General features: G+C 65.4%; 16 protein-coding genes. 10 read left to right on the top strand and 6 right to left on the bottom strand.

Going from position 1 to position 21,600, the window contains the following annotated elements; translation table 11 throughout:
* Positions 1 to 158: 158 nt before the first annotated feature.
* On the bottom strand, positions 159 to 659 hold the full coding sequence (locus CEW88_RS20825; protein WP_108970277.1) for a MarR family winged helix-turn-helix transcriptional regulator: 501 nt from the start codon (positions 657 to 659) through the stop codon (positions 159 to 161).
* A 216-nt stretch (positions 660 to 875) separates the two neighbouring features.
* Between CEW88_RS20825 and ectA the strand changes: the two genes are divergently transcribed.
* From ectA to CEW88_RS20865, 8 genes are all read left to right on the top strand, one after another.
* Complete coding sequence (gene ectA / locus CEW88_RS20830; protein WP_108970278.1) at positions 876 to 1,412, top strand: diaminobutyrate acetyltransferase; 537 nt, start codon at positions 876 to 878, stop codon at positions 1,410 to 1,412.
* Between the two features lie 57 nt (positions 1,413 to 1,469).
* Positions 1,470 to 2,759: a diaminobutyrate--2-oxoglutarate transaminase gene (gene ectB, locus CEW88_RS20835; RefSeq protein ID WP_108970279.1), complete on the top strand. Its 1,290-nt coding sequence runs from the start codon at positions 1,470 to 1,472 to the stop codon at positions 2,757 to 2,759.
* Between the two features lie 4 nt (positions 2,760 to 2,763).
* The gene (locus CEW88_RS20840) at positions 2,764 to 3,156 is read left to right on the top strand and encodes an ectoine synthase (RefSeq protein WP_108970280.1); all 393 of its coding nucleotides are present in this window, start codon (positions 2,764 to 2,766) and stop codon (positions 3,154 to 3,156) included.
* Between the two features lie 3 nt (positions 3,157 to 3,159).
* A complete protein-coding gene (locus CEW88_RS20845) occupies positions 3,160 to 4,587 on the top strand; it encodes an aspartate kinase (protein WP_108970281.1) in 1,428 nt (475 codons plus the stop codon).
* Between the two features lie 251 nt (positions 4,588 to 4,838).
* A complete protein-coding gene (locus tag CEW88_RS20850) occupies positions 4,839 to 5,930 on the top strand; it encodes a carboxynorspermidine decarboxylase (protein ID WP_108970282.1) in 1,092 nt (363 codons plus the stop codon).
* A gap of 42 nt (positions 5,931 to 5,972) precedes the next feature.
* On the top strand, positions 5,973 to 7,208 hold the full coding sequence (locus CEW88_RS20855; protein WP_108970283.1) for a saccharopine dehydrogenase family protein: 1,236 nt from the start codon (positions 5,973 to 5,975) through the stop codon (positions 7,206 to 7,208).
* A gap of 367 nt (positions 7,209 to 7,575) precedes the next feature.
* Complete coding sequence (locus tag CEW88_RS20860) at positions 7,576 to 9,015, top strand: mannose-1-phosphate guanylyltransferase/mannose-6-phosphate isomerase (protein ID WP_108970284.1); 1,440 nt, start codon at positions 7,576 to 7,578, stop codon at positions 9,013 to 9,015.
* 73 nt (positions 9,016 to 9,088) lie between these two features.
* Positions 9,089 to 10,462: a phosphomannomutase gene (locus tag CEW88_RS20865; RefSeq protein WP_108970285.1), complete on the top strand. Its 1,374-nt coding sequence runs from the start codon at positions 9,089 to 9,091 to the stop codon at positions 10,460 to 10,462.
* A 709-nt stretch (positions 10,463 to 11,171) separates the two neighbouring features.
* Here the strand turns inward: CEW88_RS20865 and CEW88_RS20870 are convergent.
* From CEW88_RS20870 to CEW88_RS20880, 3 genes are all read right to left on the bottom strand, one after another.
* Positions 11,172 to 11,867 (bottom strand): sugar transferase, encoded by a 696-nt coding sequence (locus tag CEW88_RS20870; protein ID WP_108970286.1) that lies wholly within the window; start codon positions 11,865 to 11,867, stop codon positions 11,172 to 11,174.
* 593 nt (positions 11,868 to 12,460) lie between these two features.
* Entirely contained in the window at positions 12,461 to 13,219 is a 759-nt protein-coding gene (locus tag CEW88_RS20875) for a metallophosphoesterase family protein (RefSeq protein WP_108970287.1), read from the bottom strand.
* Positions 13,220 to 13,366: 147 nt separating this feature from the next.
* The gene (locus tag CEW88_RS20880; protein WP_108970288.1) at positions 13,367 to 14,464 is read right to left on the bottom strand and encodes a transglutaminase-like domain-containing protein; all 1,098 of its coding nucleotides are present in this window, start codon (positions 14,462 to 14,464) and stop codon (positions 13,367 to 13,369) included.
* A gap of 203 nt (positions 14,465 to 14,667) precedes the next feature.
* On the opposite strand from CEW88_RS20880, the gene CEW88_RS20885 reads away from it, so the two are divergent.
* A complete protein-coding gene (locus tag CEW88_RS20885) occupies positions 14,668 to 17,193 on the top strand; it encodes a cation:proton antiporter (protein WP_108970289.1) in 2,526 nt (841 codons plus the stop codon).
* Between the two features lie 96 nt (positions 17,194 to 17,289).
* Here the strand turns inward: CEW88_RS20885 and CEW88_RS20890 are convergent, their stop codons facing one another.
* Together CEW88_RS20890 and CEW88_RS20895 are read right to left on the bottom strand one after the other, a co-directional pair.
* Positions 17,290 to 18,366 carry a ParB/RepB/Spo0J family partition protein gene (locus CEW88_RS20890; protein ID WP_108970290.1) on the bottom strand — a complete coding sequence of 359 codons (1,077 nt, stop codon included), beginning with the start codon at positions 18,364 to 18,366 and terminating at the stop codon, positions 17,290 to 17,292.
* On the bottom strand, positions 18,366 to 19,769 hold the full coding sequence (locus CEW88_RS20895) for an AAA family ATPase (protein ID WP_108970291.1): 1,404 nt from the start codon (positions 19,767 to 19,769) through the stop codon (positions 18,366 to 18,368). Before CEW88_RS20895 ends, CEW88_RS20890 begins: the two co-directional genes overlap by 1 nt.
* Positions 19,770 to 20,382: 613 nt before the next feature.
* Here CEW88_RS20895 and CEW88_RS20900 point away from each other — a divergent pair.
* Positions 20,383 to 21,600, top strand: a complete 1,218-nt coding sequence (locus CEW88_RS20900) for a replication initiation protein (protein ID WP_108970292.1) — start codon at positions 20,383 to 20,385, stop codon at positions 21,598 to 21,600.

Genomic DNA, 21,600 nt, shown 5'->3' on the forward strand with positions numbered 1-21,600 from the left:
CCGCCCTGCGCCGGGTCGCGTCATGAAGCGCCATCCCGGCCGCGCGGGCAGCCCTCCCCCGGGCGGCGCGGGTTGCCCCATCTGCCCCGACGGCAGACCGGGATTCAAGCACGATTGCGGCTGCGACGGTTCCAGACCCGGGGCATGCGGTCAGACCGTCACTGACCTTCCTGACGGATGTCGCGGATGGTCAGCACCGGCGAGGCATCCATCTCATGCGCATCGAGCATCGCGGCGACCCGCTCGAGCGACGCCACGAGCTGCGCCTGCTCCCAGTCCTGCAGCCCCTCGAAGCTCTTCACGTATTTCTGCTGCAGCGCGTCGGGCGACTGGCTCACCGCCTCGCGCCCCTTGTCGGTGATTGCCACGTCGGTCTGCCGGCGGTCCACGTCGGAACGATGCCGGGCCACCATGCCGCGCGCCACCAGCTTGTCGACCAGCGCGGTCACCGTCGCTTGGCTGACCCCCATCTGGGTCGCCAGCCCCTTGGGGGTGGCGGCGCCGTGGTCCTTCTTGGCGACGATCTGCAGCACGCGCAGCTGCGCCGGCGTCAGGCCGGCGGCCTGCGCAAGCTTGCGCTCGTAAAGCTCGGTCGCGCGCAGGATGCGGCGCAGCGCGATCAGGCTCTGGTCTGTGCGATCTGGAGTTGGGTCAGCCATGCATGACTTTTGGCAGGATTCCGCCAGAGCTTCAATTGGCTAAGCACTTGACTGTGTCATTCGCAAGACTAAGCAGATTTGCTTCATAAAATCTTAGCATGAACGCTGCAAAATAGGCTCATGGGCCGCTATGAGCGTAAAAAATGCTTCGTCGGTTGAAACTTTAGGCCGGGTATATTAGTTAGATTGACGAACGAAATGGAGGACACCAGATCGATGCCGAAAGACATGACACAGCCTGAGACGCGCACGCCGGTGCTGCGTAAGCCCGAAGCAACGGACGGGGCTGCGATCTGGGACCTCGTGCGCGCGTGCAAGCCGCTGGACGAGAACTCCATGTACTGCAACCTCGTGCAGGCCGAACACTTCCGCGACACCTGCGTGCTGGCCGAACTTGACGGCGAGGTGGTGGGCTGGATCTCGGGGCACATGATCCCGAACCAGGACGCCTTCTTCGTCTGGCAGGTGGCTGTCAGCCCCAAGGCGCGCGGCCTGGGCCTCGGTCGCAAGATGCTCACCCATCTTGTCGAACGTGATGAATGTGCCGAGGCGACCGAACTCAAGACCACGATCACCCGCGACAACGATGCATCGTGGGGTCTGTTCCGCAGCTTCGCCCGCTCGATCGGCGGCGACCTGACGGACGCGCCGCACTACACGCGCGACGACCACTTCGATGGCATGCACGCGACCGAACACATGGTCACGATCGAGCTGCCCGAAGAGGAAGAGCAGCTGCGCGCCGCGGCCTGATCGCTCCCCCAAAATCGCTAATCTTATCTTTTTCTAAGTTCTAGAAAGGACTTCGTTATGCCGAAAGACACGTCTAACGGCCCGACTATTTACGCTCGCCGCGAGAGCGAGGCACGCTCCTACTGCCGCTCCTTCCCGGTGAGCTTCACCTCTGCCCGTGGTTCGGAACTGACCGACGACGAGGGCAAGACCTACATCGACTTCCTGGCCGGCTGTTCCTCGCTGAACTACGGCCACAACGATCCGCACATGAAGGCGGCGCTGGTCGAGCACATCATGAGCGATGGCATCGCCCATGGTCTCGATATGCACACCGACGCCAAGGAAGCCTTCCTGCAGACATTCGAGCGCCTGATCCTCGAGCCGCGTGGTATGGACCACAAGGTGATGATGGTCGGCCCGACCGGCACCAATGCCGTCGAGGCCGCGATGAAGCTCGCCCGCAAAGTGACGGGCCGCACCAACATCATCGCCTTCACCAACGGTTTCCACGGCATGACCGTGGGTGCGCTGGCAGCCACCGGCAACAAGGGCAAGCGCAACGGCGGCGGCATGCCGCTGCAGGGCGTGACCCACATGCCCTATGAGGGCGCCTTTGGTCCCGATGTCGATACGCTCGCGCAGATCGAGATGATGCTCGAGAACCCCTCGTCGGGTCTCGATGCCCCCGCCGCCTTCCTCGTGGAGCCGGTGCAGGGTGAGGGCGGCCTCAACGCCGCCTCCGCCGAATGGCTGCGCGGCATCGCCCGCCTTGCCAAGAAGCACGGCGCGCTGCTCATCGCCGACGACATCCAGGCCGGCATCGGTCGGACCGGCACCTTCTTCTCCTTCGAGGAGATGGGCGTCGAGCCGGACATGATTCCGCTGGCGAAATCGCTCTCGGGCTTCGGCCTGCCCTTCGCCGCGCTTCTGCTGAAGCCGGAGCTGGACGTCTGGAAACCGGCCGAGCACAACGGCACCTTCCGGGGCAACACCCACGCCTTCATCACGGCGCGCGTGGCGCTCGAGAAGTTCTGGGCCGATGGCCGCTTCCAGAAGTCGCTGGCCGAGAAGGCGCAGCTGATCGAGCACGAGCTCAACACCATCGCCGAGATGGTCCCCGGTGCCTACCTCAAGGGCCGCGGCCTGATGCGCGGCGTCGATGTCGGCTCGGGCGAGCTGGCCGGTGCGATCTGCGCCGCGGCCTTCGAGCGCGGTCTGATCATCGAGACCTCGGGTGCGGACGACGAAGTCGTCAAGGTGCTCGCGCCGCTCACCACCTCGGAGGAGACCTTCCGCAAGGGTTTCGAGATCCTGCGTGAGAGCGTCGCCACCAGCCTGAACAACCACAAGATTGCCGCGGAGTGACATCATGATTGTACGAGATTTCAACGACCTGAAGAACACCGACAAGCATATTGCCGACGCGCAGTGGACCTCCACCCGGATGCTGCTGGCGCAGGACGGTATGGGCTTTTCGTTCCACATCACCATCCTCGAGGCGGGCTCGGAACACACGTTCCACTACAAGCACCACTTCGAGAGCGTCTACTGCATGAAGGGCAAGGGCTCGATCACCGATATCGCCACCGGCGAGACCCACGAGATCAAGCCCGGCGTCATGTATGCGCTCAACCTCAACGACAAGCACATCCTGCGTGCCGAGGAAGAGCTTCACATGGCCTGCTGCTTCAACCCGCCCGTCACCGGTACCGAAGTGCACCGCGAAGACGGCTCCTACGCCCCCGCCGAGGAGGTGGCGTAAGCCATGACCCATACCGTTGAGAAAATCGGCGGGACGAGCATGTCCCGCCTCAACGAACTGCGCGACACGCTGCTCATCGGCGGCCGCAAGGGGGATGATCTCTACGGTCGTGTCTTCGTGGTTTCCGCCTTTGGCGGCATCACCGACCTGCTGCTCGAGCACAAGAAATCGGGAAAGCCGGGCGTTTACGGCCAGTTCGCCAACTCCGACACCGGCCACGGCTGGCACGACGCGCTGACCGAAGTCTCCAAGGCGATGATCGAGGCACATGAATCCGTGCTCGACCATCCCGGCGACGTCGAGCAGGCGACCGACTTCGTGCGGAACCGTATCGAGGGCGCGCGCAACTGCCTGATCGACCTCCAGCGGCTGTGCTCCTACGGGCACTTCCAGCTGTCGGAGCACATGCTGCAGATCCGCGAGCTGCTCTCCGGTCTCGGCGAGGCGCATTCGGCCTATGTCACCGTGCTGATGCTCCAGCGCTCCGGCGTCAACGCGCGCAACGTCGATCTGTCGGGCTGGCGCGACGATGGTCACTACACGCTCGAAGAGCGCATCATGAAAGCGATGGAAGGCGTCGATCCGACCACCGAGATGCCCATCGTCACAGGCTATGCCCAGTGCACCGAAGGGCTGATGCGCGAGTTCGACCGTGGCTATTCCGAGGTGACCTTCTCGAAGCTGGCGTCTCTGACGTCCGCGCGCGAGGCGATCATCCACAAGGAGTTCCACCTCAGCTCCGCCGACCCCAAGCTGGTGGGCGCCGAGAACGTGCGCAAGCTGGGCCGCACCAACTACGACGTGGCCGACCAGCTGTCGAACATGGGGATGGAGGCGATCCACCCCAAGGCCGCCAAGACGCTGCGCCAGGCGCAGGTGCCGCTGCGCGTCACCAATGCCTTCGAGCCGGGCGATCCGGGCACGCTGATCGACGATCAGCCGGCCGAGACCCCGGCGGTCGAGATCGTCACCGGGCTCGACATCGTGGCGCTCGAGGTCTTCGAGCAGGACATGGTGGGCGTGAAGGGCTATGACGCCGCGATCCTCGACGTGCTGACCCGTCACCAGGTCCGCATCGTCTCGAAGGTGTCGAACGCCAACACCATCACCCACTACCTGGACAGCTCGCTCAAGACGATGCGCCGGGTGGAAGACGATCTGGCCAAGCTCTACCCGCAAGCCAAGATCAGCTCGCGCACGCTGTCGATGGCCTCGGTCATCGGACGTGACCTCAGCACCCTGCGCGTCCTGACGCGCGGTCTGCAGGCCATCGCCGAGGCGGGCTATGAAGCGATCGGTGCCACTCAGGGTCCGCGCAACGTGGACGTGCAGTTCATCCTCGAGCGCGACGACCTCAATCCGGTCATCGCCGCCTTGCACGGAGCCTTCGTTTCCCCGCAGGCCAGCCAGAAGCTGAAGACAGCCGCCTGAGCCTGCACCATCCGACAGGGACTTCGACCAACTGGGGCGGCTTTCGGGCCGCCCCTTTTTCCATGCCCCCTGCCCCACGCCCGCCTCTCTTCGAAAAGACCCGCAATCCTCGCCCAAAGCTTTCGCGCCCAGCCCCTCGAGACCGTCACACCTATGTCAGAGAGCTGCGGCAACAGGGGGGCATTGTTCTCGGCGGGCTTGCGCTATATTGGCACGGCTTCCCCGTGTTCGCTGTCCGGAGGTGACCACCGATGCAGACGCCTTATTACCTGATCGACAAATCGCGGCTCCTGCCCAATCTCGAGAAGATCGCCCACCTGCGCGAGACCTCCGGCGCCAAGGCGCTGCTGGCGCTCAAGTGTTTCGCCACATGGTCGGTCTTTGACATGATGAGCGAGTACATGGATGGCACCACCTCCTCCTCGCTTTTCGAGGTGAAGCTGGGCCGGGAGAAATTCCCGGGCGAGACCCATGCCTATTCCGTCGCCTGGGCCGACCATGAAATCGAAGAGGTGCTGGCAAGCTCGGACAAGGTGATCTTCAACACCGCCGCGCAGCTCTCCCGCTTCGAGGACGTCAGCCGCGGCCACACCCGCGGTCTGCGCGTCAACCCGGGCGTGTCCACCTCGGGCTTCGATCTCGCCGACCCCGCCCGCCCCTTCTCGCGCCTTGGCGAGCATGACCCCAAGGACATCGAGCCGGTGCTCGAGCAGATCAGCGGCTTCATGTTCCACAACAATTGCGAGAACGCCGACTTCGAGCGCTTCGACGCCATGCTCGGCTCCATCGAGCAGCGCTTCGGTCATCTTATCCGACAGATGAAATGGATCAGCCTCGGCGGCGGCATCCACTTCACCGGCGAAGGCTATCCGCTCGACCGCCTTGCCGAGCGGCTCAAACGCTTTGCTGGCGAAAACGAGGTGCAGGTCTATCTTGAGCCCGGAGAGGCGACGATCACGAATTCGACCACGCTGGAGGTGACGGTGCTCGACACGCTCTTCAACGGCAAGAACCTCGCGATTGTCGACAGCTCGATCGAGGCGCATATGCTCGACCTGCTGATCTACCGCGAGAGCGCCAAGATGAAGGAAAGCGGCGATCAGCCCTGGATGATCTGCGGCAAGTCCTGCCTGGCGGGCGATATCTTTGGAGAGTTCATGTTCCCCAAGGCGCTGAACCCCGGCGACCGGCTCTCGATCCAGGACGCCGCCGGTTACACGATGGTCAAGAAGAACTGGTTCAACGGGGTGCAGATGCCCTCGATCGCCATCCGCGAGCTCGACGGCAGCGAACGGCTGGTGCGCGACTTCACCTACGACGATTTCAGCGCCGCGCTCTCCTGAGCGCACGCAAACCAAGACGGACAAAGACGGAGGTCCAGTGAGTTGAAAAAAGACGTTCTCATCATCGGCGCAGGCGGCGTCGCTCAGGTCGTGGCGCATAAATGCGCTCAAAACAACGATGTGCTCGGCGAGATCCATATCGCCAGCCGGACGCTTTCGAAATGCGAAGCGATCCTTGAGTCGGTCCGCGAAAAGGGCGCGATGAAGGTTGAGGGCGTCCTCAAGGCTCACCAGGTCGACGCGATGGACACGGCCGCCGTCGCGCAGCTGATCCGCGACACCGGCGCGCAGATCGTCATCAACGTGGGCTCGGCCTTCGTCAACATGTACGTGCTCGACGCCTGCATCGAGACGGGCGCCGCCTATATCGACACCGCGATCCACGAGGATCCCGCGAAGATCTGCGAGACCCCGCCGTGGTACGCCAACTACGAGTGGAAAAAGCGCGACCTCTGCGCCGAGAAAGGCATCACCGCGATCCTTGGCGCCGGTTTCGATCCGGGCGTGGTCAACGCCTTCGCCCGCTTCGCCATCGACCAGATGGACGAGGTCAAGAGCATCGACATCGTCGACATCAACGCGGGCTCGCACGGCAAGTATTTCGCCACCAACTTCGACCCCGAGATCAACTTCCGCGAGTTCACCGGCACCGTCTACTACTGGGAAGACCAGCAGTGGAAGGAAACCTCGATGTTCGCCTCGGGCAAGGACTGGGACCTGCCCGTCGTCGGCACCCAGCGCACCTACCAGTCGGGCCACGACGAGGTGCATTCGCTCTCGGCCAACTACCCGCAGGCGGACGTGCGCTTCTGGATGGGCTTCGGCGAGCATTACATCAACGTCTTCACCGTGCTGCAGTCGCTCGGCCTGCTGTCCGAGCAGCCGGTGACAACCGCCGAAGGCCTTGAGGTCGTGCCGCTGAAAGTCGTCAAGGCCGTGCTGCCCGACCCCTCCTCGCTCGCGCCCGACTACACCGGCAAGACCTGCATCGGGGATCTCGTGAAGGGCGTGAAGGACGGCGAAGAGGTCGAGATGTTCGTCTACAACGTCGCCGACCACAAGGACGCCTACAACGAGGTGGGCAGCCAGGGCATCTCCTATACCGCGGGCGTGCCGCCGGTCGCCGCGGCAATGCTGGTCGCCTCGGGCGAGTGGGATGCGAAGACCATGAAGAACGTCGAGGAGCTGGACCCCAAGCCCTTCTTCACCATCCTCGACGAGATCGGTCTGCCGACCCGCGTCAAGGACGCCAAGGGCGACCGCCCCTGGAACGCCTGATCGCCTGATCGCCTGACGGCGACTCATATCAAGGGCCGGGAGCCATGCTTCCGGCCCTTTCCTTTTCACTGCCTTTCTTGCAGCCGGGCGACAATTTCCCGCCGCCGTGCCGCCAAGGCGTCGCCACGTCTTGCAAACCCCACGCGCCCGAGGTTTCTGTCGCCGTGACGGGAAAACGAGCGGCTGCCAATTCGACGATCTTTGACGGGACCTTATCTGGCGCAATGCATCGGTTTAGGGTGCCTTCCGCTTGCCGTTCCTATTGGCAAATGCTCTTTTCCTTCGCAGTGGTTTCATGCGGCTGTTAGGCGATGTTTCTAAAAACATCCGCAGTCGCATTGCTCGGCAGTTGGAAGGAAAGACATTCATGCAGGCAATTACCCCGGTCATTCTTTGTGGCGGTTCCGGAACACGGCTCTGGCCGGTCTCGCGCAAGAGCTACCCCAAGCAGTTCGCGCGGCTCGTGGATGACACCAGCCTGTTCCAGGCCACCGCCGAGCGCCTCTCGGGCAGCGCCTGCTTCACCAAGCCTGTCGTCGTGACCAACTCCGACTTCCGCTTCGTGGTAACCGAGCAGCTCTCGGCCATCGGCATCGACCCCGGCGCGATCCTGATCGAGCCCGAGGGGCGCAACACCGCCCCCGCCGTTCTGGCCGCCGCGCTGCACCTCGCGCGCAAGGATCCCGAGGCGGCGATGCTGGTGGCGCCCTCGGATCACCGCATCCCCGACCGCGAGTCCTTCCGCGCCGCGGTCGAGAACGGCCGGGCCGCGCTCGAGCAAGGCAAGCTGGTGCTTTTCGGCATCCACCCCGACCGGCCCGAGACCGGCTACGGCTACCTCGAGCTCGACCTCGCCAACGCCGGCCCCGCCACCACGCCGCTGAAACGCTTCGTCGAGAAGCCCGACGCCGAGAATGCCGCCAAGATGCTGGCGCAGGGCGGCTTCCTCTGGAACGCCGGGATCTTCCTCTTCCGGGTCAAGGACATCCTCGCCGCCTTCGAGACCTACGCCCCCGGCCTGCTGGCCCCGGTCAGCGCCGCGGTGGACCAGGCCGAGGTCGACCTCGGCTTCCTGCGCCTCGCGCCCGGCCCCTGGTCCGAGGCCGAGGACATCTCGATCGACTACGCGGTGATGGAGAAATCCGATGCGCTGGAAGTGGTGCCCTTCGACAGCGGCTGGTCCGACCTCGGCGGCTGGGACGCGATCTGGCGCGAGCTCGAGCAGGACGAGAACGGTGTGGTCTGCAGCGAGGGCGCCACGGCGATCGACTGCGAGGGATCGATGCTGCGCACCGGCTCCGACGCCATCGAGATCGTCGGCATCGGCCTCAAGGACGTCATCGCCGTGGCGATGAACGATGCCGTGCTGGTGGCCAGCAAGGACCGGGCGCAGGACGTGAAGCTGGCCGTCGACGCGCTGAAGAAGAAGGGCGCTAAGCAGGCGGTCGAATTCCCGATGGACCACCGCCCCTGGGGCTGGTTCGAAAGCCTCGTGGTCGGCAGCCGCTTCCAGGTGAAGCGGATCCATGTGCACCCCGGCGCCTCGCTGTCGCTGCAGAGCCACTTCCACCGCTCCGAGCATTGGATCGTGGTCGAGGGCACCGCGCGGGTCACCGTCGACGACGAGGTCAAGCTGGTGACCGAGAACGAGAGCGTCTACATCCCGCTCGGCGCCGTTCACCGGATGGAGAACCCCGGCAAGATGCCGATGGTGCTGATCGAGGTGCAGACCGGCTCCTATGTCGGCGAGGATGACATCGTGCGTTACGAGGACGTCTACGCCAGAGGCCAAGGCGCCAAGGGCTGACCCCGCCAAGAGCGAAAATACCGCGCCGGCCCGCGAGGGTCGGCGCTTCTGTAAAGACAGGAAAGGCGCCCTGATGGCACCGAAATTCGGAACGAGCGGCCTGCGCGGCCTCGTGGTGGAACTGACCCCCGAACTGGTCGCCGACCACGTTCGCGCCTTCGCCGCAGCCTGCGACCACGGCGGGCTTCTCTGCGTCGGACAGGATCTGCGCCCCTCCAGCCCGCGCATCGCGAGCGACATCATCGCCGCCGCCCGCGCCGAGGGGCTGCGGGTGATCGACTGCGGCGCGCTGCCGACCCCGGCGCTGGCGCTCGCCGCGCAGGAGGCCGGTGCCGGCGCGATCATGATCACCGGCAGCCACATCCCCGCCGACCGCAATGGCCTCAAGTTCTACACCCGCAGCGGCGAGATCACCAAGTCCGACGAGGCGGCGATCACCGCCGCCCTTGGCCGCCGGGCAGGCACCGCCGAGGGCCCGCTCGACACCGATCCCGAGGCCGGTACTCGCTTCGTCGCCCGCTACGTCGACACGCTTGGCAGCGACGCCCTTTCGGGCAAGCGCATCGGCCTCTACGCCCATTCCGCCGTAGGCCGCGACGACCTGCGGGCCATGCTCGAAGGCCTCGGCGCAGAGGTGCGCGAGCTGGGACGGTCCGAGACCTTCATCCCCGTCGACACCGAGGCGGTGGACCTGGACACCCGCGCGCAGATCGCCGCCTGGGTGACGGAGCACAAGCTCGACGCGCTGGTCTCCACCGATGGCGACAGCGACCGCCCGCTTCTGGCCGACGAGACCGGCACCATCGTGCCCGGCGACATCATGGGCCAGATCACCGCCGAAGCCCTCGGCGCCGAGGCGGTGGTGACCCCGATCTCCTCCAATTCCGGCGTCACCCGCAAGCGCTTCGGCAAGGTGCTCACCACCCGCATCGGTTCGCCCTTCGTGATCGCCGGCATGGAAAAGCTCGGCGGCAAGGTCGTCGGCTACGAGGCCAACGGCGGCTTCCTCCTTGGCTTTCCCGCCGAGGGGCCGACCGGCACGCTCGCCGCCCTGCCCACCCGCGACTGCATGCTGCCACTCATCATGACGCTGATCGCCACTGGCGACGGCCCTCTGTCGGCCCGCGTCGCGCAGGAGCCGCCCGTCGTCACCATGGCCGACCGCCTTCAGGAGGTGCCGCAGGAGGCCTCGCAACCCTTCGTCGCCAAGCTTCGCGAGGACAGCGCAGCCCGCGCGGCCTTCCTCGCCCCGCTCGGCGCCACCGAGGCAGCCTGCGATCAGACGGACGGCGTGCGCATCACCCTCGCCGACGGCCGCATCCTGCACGTCCGCCCCTCGGGCAACGCCCCGGAGCTGCGGCTCTACGTCGAGGCGCAGGACCGCGCCGGTGCCGAGGCGCTCATGCACAAGGGCCTCGCGCAGCTGCGCGAGGCGATCCTCGGCTGACAGAGGGTTCACCGCAACTCACCGGCCCGATCCCCGCGATCGGGCCGACGCATCCCTTATAGGCTCACCTTGATCCGCGCCTCGCCGGTCGCCCCCGGTTCCTGACCTGCCCCGCCTTTGCTGGCATTCAGAATCGACGGCAGCGTCCCGGCCGCCACCGCTGCACCGGTGACAACAAGCGCTAAGCCAAGCACGGTCCAGGTTGGCACCCGGTTGATCATCTGGGTCGGTTGATAACAGCTTCCACATTGCTGCGCCCCAAAGCGCAACTTGTGATTGCAATACCTGCACTTGAAATAGCGATGACTCCGCAAGGACATGATCGCCCCCCTAAAATAGGAATCTGAATTCAATTGTGCGATTAACTCGCGTCTTAAGACTTAAACGATTGTGCCCGAAGGATACGGCAAAGTCGGACACCGGCGGAAGAGAAACCAGACGGCTCCAAAGAAATCGGTCGGACCACAAAACACCGACACGGCCCTAATTGAACCCTCGGTACCAGGTTATCACCCGCCGCCCTCTCCTGTCACCCTGCGCGCGGCGATCGCGGGCGCCCGCGCAAGCTGTGCGCGAGACATGCCGAAAATCCCGGCACACCCCTGCGCAGCCTCCATGCAGGGTCAGTTCCCTGCGACACCCTGGCGGCACCCCGAACATAGCAAACGCGCGCCGCTCCCAAGGAGCGAACGCGCCTTCCGAAGACCTTTCAATACCCGGTGCGGTTGCACATGGCGGTGAAGGTTTTCACCATCAGCTTGATGTCGGTGGCGCAGGACATCACCCGCAGGTATTCGATATCCATGGCCACGCGCTCGTCATAGGTAACATCGTTGCGCCCCGACACCTGCCAAAGCCCGGTCACCCCTGGCTTCATTGACAGGTAAGCCGCTTGGTGCACGCCATATTTCTCGAGTTCCGCATCGACGATCGGGCGCGGCCCGACAAAGCTCATCTCCCCGAGAACCACGTTCCAAATCTGCGGTAACTCGTCGAGGCTGGTCTGCCGCAGGAACCTGCCGATCAGCGTGATCCTCGGATCCTTGGTCAGCTTGTGATCGCGCGCCCATTCCGCCGCGGCGGCCTCATCGCTGGCCAGCAGCGCCTGCAGCTTTTCCTCGGCATTCGGCACCATGGTGCGAATCTTCCAGCAGCGAAAGGTCCGACCGTCCTTGCCGACACGCTTATGGCCAAAGAAGCCCGGCCCACCATCGGCGCGCACGACCACCCACAGCACAGCAATCACAGGCAGCAGGACGGGCACCAGCATCAGTGCGACGGCAAGGTCGAACCACCGCTTCAGGACGTGAGCATAGACCCTGTCGCTCCAACGGAGAAAGCGGCCATCGGTGGGGCGTGGGGAGTGGGCGTCATCTTCGCTTGCCCCGAATTCAATGGATCTCATCGGCTAAATCCTCCAAGCGAAATGGCTAGATGCATCGATCCGACGGCGGACATGCCGGACAAAAGAGTTAATTTCTGAAACATCTTGGGCCAAGTATTGTACGGAGCTGAGGGTCAGCTCCCGTTAATCATTAAGTACACTTTGCTGATACACGCGGTGCTTTAGGGCTTCAACCCACGGCTACAAGACGTTTTCGTAACGGATTTTTGGCAGTTCGAGCGCCGCCGAACGCCCGCAACAAACCTTTCATCAAAATTAACGCTCTGGAAACAGGGGCTTGAACTTCTCGGGTAGCAGCCAAGCCCTCCCTGTTCCCGGGCCTAGTTGACGCAGGGACCGATTTTCCCAAACCCGGCTTTGTGGCCGACAATGCACACAGCTGCGCCCTGATGCTGAAAGAAACGGCGGTCGCCGGACGCGCCTGCGCACCATTTCGTGGCGGCTGGGGCATGAATGGGACAAATAGCGTCAAAACCGAGGCTTTTGCGTCCCGAACGCGGTCCCTTTGTCCTCGAACGCGCCAGATTCCCGACTCGGCACAAATCAACCATGACGAGAATGAAGGTGTTCCAGCACCCCTTAAGGGTCTCACCTCAGGTCGAGACGAACTCCACCTTGCCAGAGCTCAGCAGCGCTGCTGTCAGCCGGCCAGTGGCATAGGCACCTGTATCAACCGGAACGCGCCCCGCGGTCGGGCGGGCGTGATCGGTGATCGTGTGCCCATGCACCACCCAATTGCCATCGGTGCGCGCCGTGGTCTCGAAACCCGGCGGTCCCCAGATCAGGTCCCGGGAACTTTGCGCCTCGAGCGGGCGGAGCGGGTCGGCTCCGGCATGGCAGATGAAGACGTTGCCGGTCTGCCAACTCAACGGCAGCCCGCGCAGCCAGGTCTCGATCTCCGGTGTCATCGCCGCGCGCAAACGATCACGCAGCTTCACCCAGTCCTCTTCCGGCGCGGTATGCGCGACCCCCGCCAGGCCATAGCTCGCCAGCGTCTGCAGCCCGCCGTACTTGAACCAGCGCGCCCCCGCCGTCTTTGGATCGTCGAGAAAGTCCAGCATCATCTGGTCGTGGTTGCCGCGCAGGCAGATCACCTGTTCGCTGCCCAGACGAGCCTGCATCTGCTGCAGACGGCGCAGCACCGCGGCGCTCTCGTCCCCCCGGTCGACATAATCCCCGACCAGCACCAGCTTGGTCTCCGGCGACGAGCGCCCTTCGAGGCGCCCCAACAGCTTGGCGAGCAAGGCGTCGCAGCCATGAACGTCACCGATGACGATACATCTGTCGGCGGGGCGGAACGGGGCATCGAAGACGGGCGCGGGCGGCTTGCGGCGTTTGAACAGGAACTTCATGGGGCGTGAGGTAGATTCAAAGGGGTTCGGTGCCAAGTGGCAATGCGGCGCTTGACACAAGGTCAGCTAGCCGCTCCCCGGAAAACACGCCCTAGGACCGTGCCCGGGACCGCGCGCGCCGGCATCGGCGCGCGCGTCGGGTTTCGCTCAGGCGTCCAGTTCGGTCGCCGTGATCGAATAGGCGAAGCTGCCCGGGTCGAGCTCGTCCTGCTCGACGCCGTCGATCTCGGCCTGCGGATACATAAGGAAGCCCACCTCGTCGCGCGCTGAACCAGGCAGCGCCACGTCATGCGCGAAGTTGAAGCCGATCCAGTTGCCTTCCCAAGCGCCGAAGAGCGCGGCGCGCACCGCGCGCACCTTGGGATCGTCGAGCGCGAGGTTCTTCGGCGGCTCCTCGAGCATCACCTTGCGCACGTCCGCCGGGTCGACCGCGACCCAGCCGTAGTCCGACAGGAAGACCTCGGCGCGGCAGTGCTGCGCCTTGCTGACATCCGACGACCCCGCACCAAGGCTCTTGTAGCCAAAGGCCGAAGGCGCAACGCGCAGACCGTAGACATCGCGCGCCGGCAGGCCGGCGGCCCGCGCCAGCCCGACATAAAGCGCGTTGAGATCGGCGCATTTGCCGGTCAGATCGCCCATCTCCAGCATCGAGGCCACGTCGCCGATGCCGCAGCCGCGGGTCTCGGGGTTCCGCTCGGTGCTCTCGACGACCCACTCGTAGATCGCCCGCGCCTTCTCGAGATCGGTCTCCATCTCTTGCGTGATCATGTCGGCGGTCGCCTTGACGATACCGTCGGTCGGGATCAGCCGCGTCGGCGCGGTGTAGAGCGCGCGATCCGCCTCCGAGAGCGTCGCCCCCTGCCCCGGCGCGCCAAGGTCGACAGCGCGGTCGCGGGTCGAGACCTGCGCGGCCACTTCCAGCTCGGCACTCTCCTGCCCGCCGCTCCAGACCGCGTGGATGAACTGCGCGCCGCTCTCGGCGTCGGTCACCAGCACTGCGGTGTCGGCATTGCCCGAGAAGCTCGGCGCCTCGGCCTGCATCCACCCCGCCTCGTTCACCGAGGGCACCGGGACCCAGGCCTGCACGGGCTTGCCGCCCGCCGGGATCTCGACGCGCGTGGTGACCTCGAACCGGCGCCAGTCCGCCGGGGTCGGGCTGAAGGCGGCACGCGCCCCGCGCGGCAGCAGCGGCGACAGCGCAAGCGCCGCGCCCGCCGTGATGAAATGTCTCCGATCCAGGGTCATCGAGTGTCTCCTTCGCATGGGGAACCGCCCTCCCGTAATTGCCGCCGCTGATAGCCCGGCCGTCCCCACATCTCAAGGCTGTAGCTCGCCGCGCCGCGCAATTCTGCCGCGCCCGCGCAGGCCGCACCGGCGATGTAACGCAAAGCACGAAAAATTTGACGCACCGCCGTTCTCCCGACGTCGTTTGCGGTTTATCTGGGGGCATGGATGTTGTTCTCGTCACCGCGGTCATCGCGTCGCTCTTTCTCGTCATCGCCGCGGCCGAGCCGCTGGCGGCCCGCCTCGGTCTGCCCTACAGCGCCATCCTCGCGCTTCTCGGCACCTTCATCGGCGGGGCGGCGATCTTCTTCCTGCGCACCGATATCACCGACGCGCTCAATCCCGTGGCCGCGGCGATCATCAACTTCCCCATAAGGTCCAACGTCTTCCTATACGTCTTCCTGCCCACCCTGCTGTTCCAGGCAACGCTGGGCATGAACCTCAGGCGGATGCTCGACGACTGGGTGCCGATCCTCGTGCTGGCCATCGTCGCGGTGGTCGCCGCCACGCTCTTTGTCGGTCTGGCGCTCTCGTGGACGAGCGCGCTGCCGCTCATGGCCTGCTTCCTCGTCGGGGCGATCGTGTCGACCACCGACCCCTCGGCGGTGGTCGGCATCTTCCGATCCATCGCCGCACCGCGCCGGCTGGTGCGCATCATCGAGGGCGAGAGCCTGCTCAACGACGCCGCCGCCATCGCGCTCTTCGGCCTGTTCATGGGCTTCGTGATGGAGGGCGTGCCGAACCCCACGCCGCTCGGCGCACTCGCCCAGTTCCCCATGCTGCTCGGCGGCGGCGCACTGGCCGGCTGGCTGGTGGCCCAGGGCGCGATCGGCGCCATGGCCCTGCTCGAACGCTACGAGAAGGCGCAGCTCTCGGTGTCCATCGCCCTGCCCTATCTCGCCTACATCGGCTCCGAGCAGGTTTTTGGCGCCTCGGGGGTCATCGCAGTGGTGGTCTCGGGGCTCACCCTCAACCTCGTCGGCCCCGGAAAGATCCCGCCCACCGCCTGGGCCAACCTCAAGGACGTCTGGGATATCCTCGCCCATTGGGCCGGCGCGCTGATCTTCATCCTCGCCGCGCTGCTGATCCCGCGGCTGCTCGAGGACACGAACTTCCGCGATTTCCTGCTGATCCTCGTGGTTGTCGTTGCCGCCATCGCCGCCCGCGCCGCGATCCTCTCGGGCCTGCTGCCGATCCTGCGGCTGCTGCGCTTGTCGCCGAAGATCGAACGCCCCTACCGGGTCGCGATCCTCTGGGGCGGGCTGCGCGGCGCGCTGACCCTCGCGCTGGCCCTCGCGGTGACCGAGAGCTTCCGGGTGCCCTTCGAAGTCAAGCGCGTGGTCGGCATCCTCGCCACCGGCTTTACCCTCTGGACGCTGCTCGTGCAGGGCACCACCCTCACCTGGGTGATCAAAAAGCTCGGCCTCGACAAGCTCGCCCCGCTCGACCAGGCGCTCTCCAACCAGGTGGTTGCCGTGGCGCTGCAATCCGTGCGCGAGCAGGTCTCGACCACCACCGACACCTACGGGCTCGACCGGGAGATCGTGCGCTCCGAGGCCAAGCGCTTCGGCGCCCGGCTCGACAAGGCGGTGAAATCCGCCGAGGAAGGCGACGAGATCCTGGACCGGGACCGCATCACCCTGGGGCTCATCGCCCTTGCCGGGGCCGAGCGCGACGCCACCACCGCGCGGATCCGTGAGCGCACCATGTCGCTGCGGCTCGCGCAAAAGGCCCTCTCCGATTGCGACCAGCTGATCGAAGGCGCGCGCAGCGACGGCCGGACCGGCTACCAGCGCGCCGCCCGCGCCAGTGCACGCTACGGGGCGCCCTTCCGCACCGCGCTCTTTGCCCACAACCGTCTCGGCATCTCTGGGCCGCTGGCGCGCATGACTGCCGACCGCTTCGATCTGCTGCTGGCGCAGCGGCAGATCCTGCGCGACCTCGAGGGCTTCATCGACGGCCGCATCCGCCGAATCCATGGCCGCCGCATCGCCGACCTGCTGCGCGAGCTGCTCTCGCGCCGGCTCGACGCCGTCGAAACCGCGCTCGAAGGCCTGCGCCTGCAATACCCCGGCTACGCCGACGAGCTCGAACGCCGCTTCATCCGCCGCACCGCCCTGCGGCTCGAAGAGGGCGAATACGACACGATGTATGACGACGGGCTGATCGGCGCCGAGCTCTTCACCGCGCTCAAGCAGGACCTCGCCCGCCGCCGCGCCAAGGCCGAGCAGCGCCCGCCGCTCGACCTGTCGGTGCAGCGCACCGAGCTGGTCCGCCAGTTCCCGCTCTTCGCCGATCTCGAGGAAAAGGACATCCGGCCCCTCGCCCGCGCGCTGCGCACCCGCTACGCCGCGCCGGGCGACATCATCATCCGCCGCGACAGCACCGCGCGCGCGGTCTGGTTCATTGCCTCGGGCGCGCTCGAGCAGCAGGTCGGCGGACAAAGCTTCCGCCTCGGCCGCGGCGAGATGTGCGGCCAACTCGCGCTGCTCATCCCCAGGCGGCGCCGCCGCTCCGAGGTCCGCGCCATCGCCCCCTCGACGCTGCTGCGTCTCGACGAGAGCCGCTTCAAGCGCCTGCTCAAACGCTCAGAGAAGCTGCGCGAGGCGGTCCGGCAAAGCGCCAAGCGCCGGGGGCTGGACGTGTCGGAAATCCTCGGTGAAGAGCCGGAGGCCCCGAAAGAGGCCTGACCGGCCCCGGGGCCGCATCCCCACGCAAATGGCGCGCCCTGTCTCCAAGGCGCGCCATTTTCACGTCAAGATACTGATAACATTATATTATTTCGTCTACGGCGCGTCCAGGAGCCTCTCCAGCTCCAGCATCGCCGCTTCCATCAGTTCGCGTCCGACGCGCTTGCCGCGGACCCGGATCACCCAGCCCTGCGCATCCTCGCCGAGCTGCACCGTCAGCCCCGAGGACAGCGCCTTGGCAGGCGACGCGGCCTTTTTCGGCCGCCCGCCCCTCTTCGGGTCCGAGGTGAGTTCGACCCCGTCCAGCGCCGCGGCGATCAGCTCCGCCTCCTCGGCGGCCGTCTCCGGCACCCGCTCGGCCAGCGCCTCACGCAGCCGCACCTCGGCGCCGTCGCGCAGCGCCGCGGCGATCCGCAGCCCGTCTTTCTCCTTCAACAGGTCGGGGAAGGTTAGCATGTCGCCCAGCTCCTCGAAGATCAGTGCAAAGGAGCGTATCTTCGAGCGCTTCGCCTTGGAGGCCTGCGGAAACAGCGCGTTGACCGCCTCCTCGGCATTGACGAAGGCGCCCTGCTGCGCCGCGATCACCGCGATCCGCCCGCGCTCGTAATGGCTGAGCGAGGCGCGGATCTCGTTCTCCTCGATCATCGCGGCAAAGGTGCCGCCCATGGCCTCGGGGTCGCGGATCACCGCCTTAATCTTCTGGTAACGACTATCCTTGGTCAGCGCATAAAGATCGCGGAAGGCCTTCAGCCGCCGGTAGCCCGACAGCAGCCCGTAGCCGAACCCCTGCCCGTCTGCCGGCGTCGGAAACACCTCGATCGGCAGCCGCAGCCCGCCCTTGGCGATCGAGGCCTTCAGCTCCTCCATCTCCTCGGCGTCGAGCACCACCCGGTCACGCACCAGCGCATCGGCGTTGATGTCGTCCACGGCCAGCTCGAGCATCACCAGCCCGCGCCCCTCGGCATCCCGCAGCCGCTCGGCGTCAGCCTTGTCCTTCGCCGCCTCGGCTCGCTGCCCCGCCGGCCGCGGGTCATGCAGCGTCGCCGCCTCGGCGGCCACCTGCGCGATCGGCGCCGACATCAGCCCGCGCGACGAGCTTTCGCGGTGGAACTCCTCTTCGTAGCGGGTCAGGTCCTCTGCCGAGGGCGCCTCGAGCTTGCGTCTCTTTGCCATCAGACGGCCTCCCTCTCAGCCTGCTCCATCTGCGCGTCGCGCCACCACGTCCCGAGGATCACCTCCTTCACCTCTGCCCATGTCCGGTCGAAGGTCTCGCGCCCGCGCACATAGGTGTCCCGGTTGAAGTCCCGGTAATCGGTCTCGTAAATCCCCGAGACCTGCTCCCCCGCCTGCCCGACCATCGCGGTCAGCTCCTGCCGGTAGGTAGTCATGAAGTCGCCGAAATAAGCCTGGATGACATTCGCCAAGTCGGTCTGCTGCGCCGCGTCAAACCGCGTCACCAGTGCCCGGACCGCATCCCATTCGAACCGCATCTCGGGCAATCCGTCCGCGCGCCGAACCCGGTTCTCCCCCTCCTCGATCGAGGCAAAGGTCGAATAGATCATGTCAAAGAACCGCCCGGTCGAGTCGAACTCGAGGAAGGACGCCCCCAGCGGCACCAATAGGATGTCCGCGGCCGAAAGCGCATTGATCGTCAGGTAGCCAAGCGCCGGCGGGGTGTCGAGCAGGATGATGTCATAGTCATCCAGCATCCCCCCCTCCTCCAGCGCATTGGTCAGCGCGTCCCAGAGCGGCCAGCTCAGCATCTGCATCCGCCAGACCGGCACCTGGAACTCGGCCCAGTAGAGGTTGAGCTGCGCGCCAATGAGGTCGATGTTCGGCCAGTGGGTCTTCTGCACGAGGTTTCGCGGCGAAACCTCGAGTGCAGCGCTCAGCGTCTCATCGAATTGGAAAGGTGTCTGCCCGGCGGCCTCGCGGACCTTGTTCTCCTGCTGGAGGTGAAGCGCATAGTCGCGGGCCAGCATTGGGAAAACGGTCTGCCATTCGTCCTCGACCTTGCCGCCCATGATCGAGGTCATCGAGCCCTGGCTGTCGAGGTCGATCACCAGCACCTTGTAGCCGTCGAGCGCGGCGGACATCGCAAGATGCGCGCAGGTCGAGGTCTTGCCGACGCCGCCCTTGAAGTTGGCCACGGCGACCACCTTGGCCGGAAGCCCCTCGGGGCGCCAGGCCCGGTACTCGCGATCCTTGGCACCTTCCTCGGCGAAATGGTCGCGCAGCCGCAGAACCTCCTCGAGCGTGAACCACTTGGACCCGCCTTCGCCCTCGCCCTGCGGCAGGTCGGGGTTCTGGCGCAGCACGCGGCGCAGGTGGGCCGGGTTGACCGGGATCAGGTAGCGGCAGATTTCCCAGGTCGAGAAGCGTCGCAGCCGCTTCGCCCCGTCGGGCGCATAGCCGCGGCGGGCAAGATCGTCGCGACCGCGCATGGCAAAGGATGCGGCCTTTGCGAAACGCGCGGTGTCTATGGGATCGGCGAGCTTTGCCGCGGCCTCGGCCGGGTCGATGTTGAAATAGGGGGGAAGGTCTGCCTTCGGCGGAGTGCCGGGTTTATGTGCCATGTCGCCTCACCATGTTCGCTGTTTGCCGCGATATCCTGAGAACTATGGCACATGCTGGGGGCAAAGTGGAAGCATTCGAGCGCTCATCTCACTCTAATTATGGAAGATATCACACAGACGGTCGGTATGTTTGAGTTTCTTTGAGTCCTTTTAAGAGCTTTAGGTTAATAAAAGTTCAATAAATACCTGGGGATACCCTTGATGCGGCGCCCGCTTGCGGGAGCAAGGGTGCCCGGAAACGGGGGTAAAGGCACCCGTTTCCGGGATCAAGGGGTCCGATTCTCGGGGCGGCCTTGGAAAGACTGAGCGTTAGAGCCTGTTTTCGACGGATTAGGGTCTTTGGGCCACGAATCGGACTCCTCCTGCGCAGGCCGGGGGGTGCGACATCCCGGAAATGGATACCTATCCCTGGGACGAAAGATCCTTGGGTGCCCGTTTACGGGGGGCGTCTTGGCGCGGGTTGAGGTGCCAGCGAGGATCTTGCTTGCGGATACCTTTTGGCGGATCATGGGGATAACCCGGCCGCGGCGACTCGCTTGGACGAGTCGTATGACAAGGCAGGGAACCACGAGGACCGGCAAGTGGGGCGAGGCCCCGGGAAAGCGAGAGCAGAATGGACGATATTCCGCGCGACCGGCTGAGCGGCCCGCTGCGCCGCGGAGCGGTGAAGAAGCACGTTGCGGCGATCCACGTTTCGGGCAAGCTCACGTTGCTGCAGCGCAAGCTGTCGAACGTGCTGCTGCTCAACGCCTACGACACGCTCACCTCGCAGTCTCGGCACCAGATCGACGCGCGCACGCTCAGTCTGATGATCGGCTACAACTCCAACGACATGGAGACACTAAAACAGTCTCTGCGCGGCCTCGCGGAGACTGTTGCGGAATGGGACATGCTCGACGAGAAGGGCCAGCAGGAATGGGGAGTCAGCTCGCTGCTCAGCTACGCCAAGCTGAAGGGCGGTGTCTGCGAATATGCCTACTCTCCGGCGCTCGCCGAGAAGCTGCACGACCCGAAGGTCTTTGCGCTGATCAACCTCAATATACAGCGGCGCTTCACCTCGGGCCATGCGCTGGCGCTCTACGAGAATTGCTACCGTTTCGTGCGCACCGGCTCGACCGGTTGGTGGTCGCTCGACCTCTTCCGGCGCCTGATGGGTGTGGCGGACAGCCCCTATTACGAGGTCTACAAGCAGCTCAACGCCAAGATCATCAAGCCCGCGGTGGCCGAGGTGAACAAGACCTCGAACATCCTCCTTACGCCGGAGACCCGCAAGATGGGGCGCACGGTGACGGAGATCCGCTTCCTGATTTCCGAGAACCCGCAATTGGCGATCCTCGATCTCGACGATGGGGAGGGGCTGCGCAACTCCGAGCTTTACGGTCGGTTGCGCGAGTTGGGAGTCTCGGACCGGCTGGCGCGTCAGTGGCTGGCCGAGCATGGCGAAGAGTATGTCGCCGAGAAGCTGGAGTATGTCGAGGGCCAGGAGGGGGTGAAGAACACCGTCGGCTACCTCACCAAGGCGCTGCGCGAGGATTACGCGAAGGGCGCGCCGGCGAAGGCGCCGGAGGTTTCGCGGCGAAACCCTGCGAAACCGTCAACGCTGCGTGCGCGGCGTTTGGAACGCATTCGGGACCTCGCCGCAAGCCGCAAGCCGACGCAGAGAGACGCCGACAAGCTGCTGTTCATCGGCCGCCTCTCGGGTGCGGCGCGGGATGATTTTGAGCGCCATGGTTGGATGTCGGCGCTGAACGCCGAGGCCATCGCGGCCTTCTGGGAGGAGTTGTCGCCCGGCGCCTTCGACGGGCTCGCCGAGGACGCCGAGAGCGCGTAG

The organism is Alloyangia pacifica (genome assembly GCF_003111685.1).
Lineage (GTDB): Bacteria > Pseudomonadota > Alphaproteobacteria > Rhodobacterales > Rhodobacteraceae > Salipiger > Salipiger pacificus_A.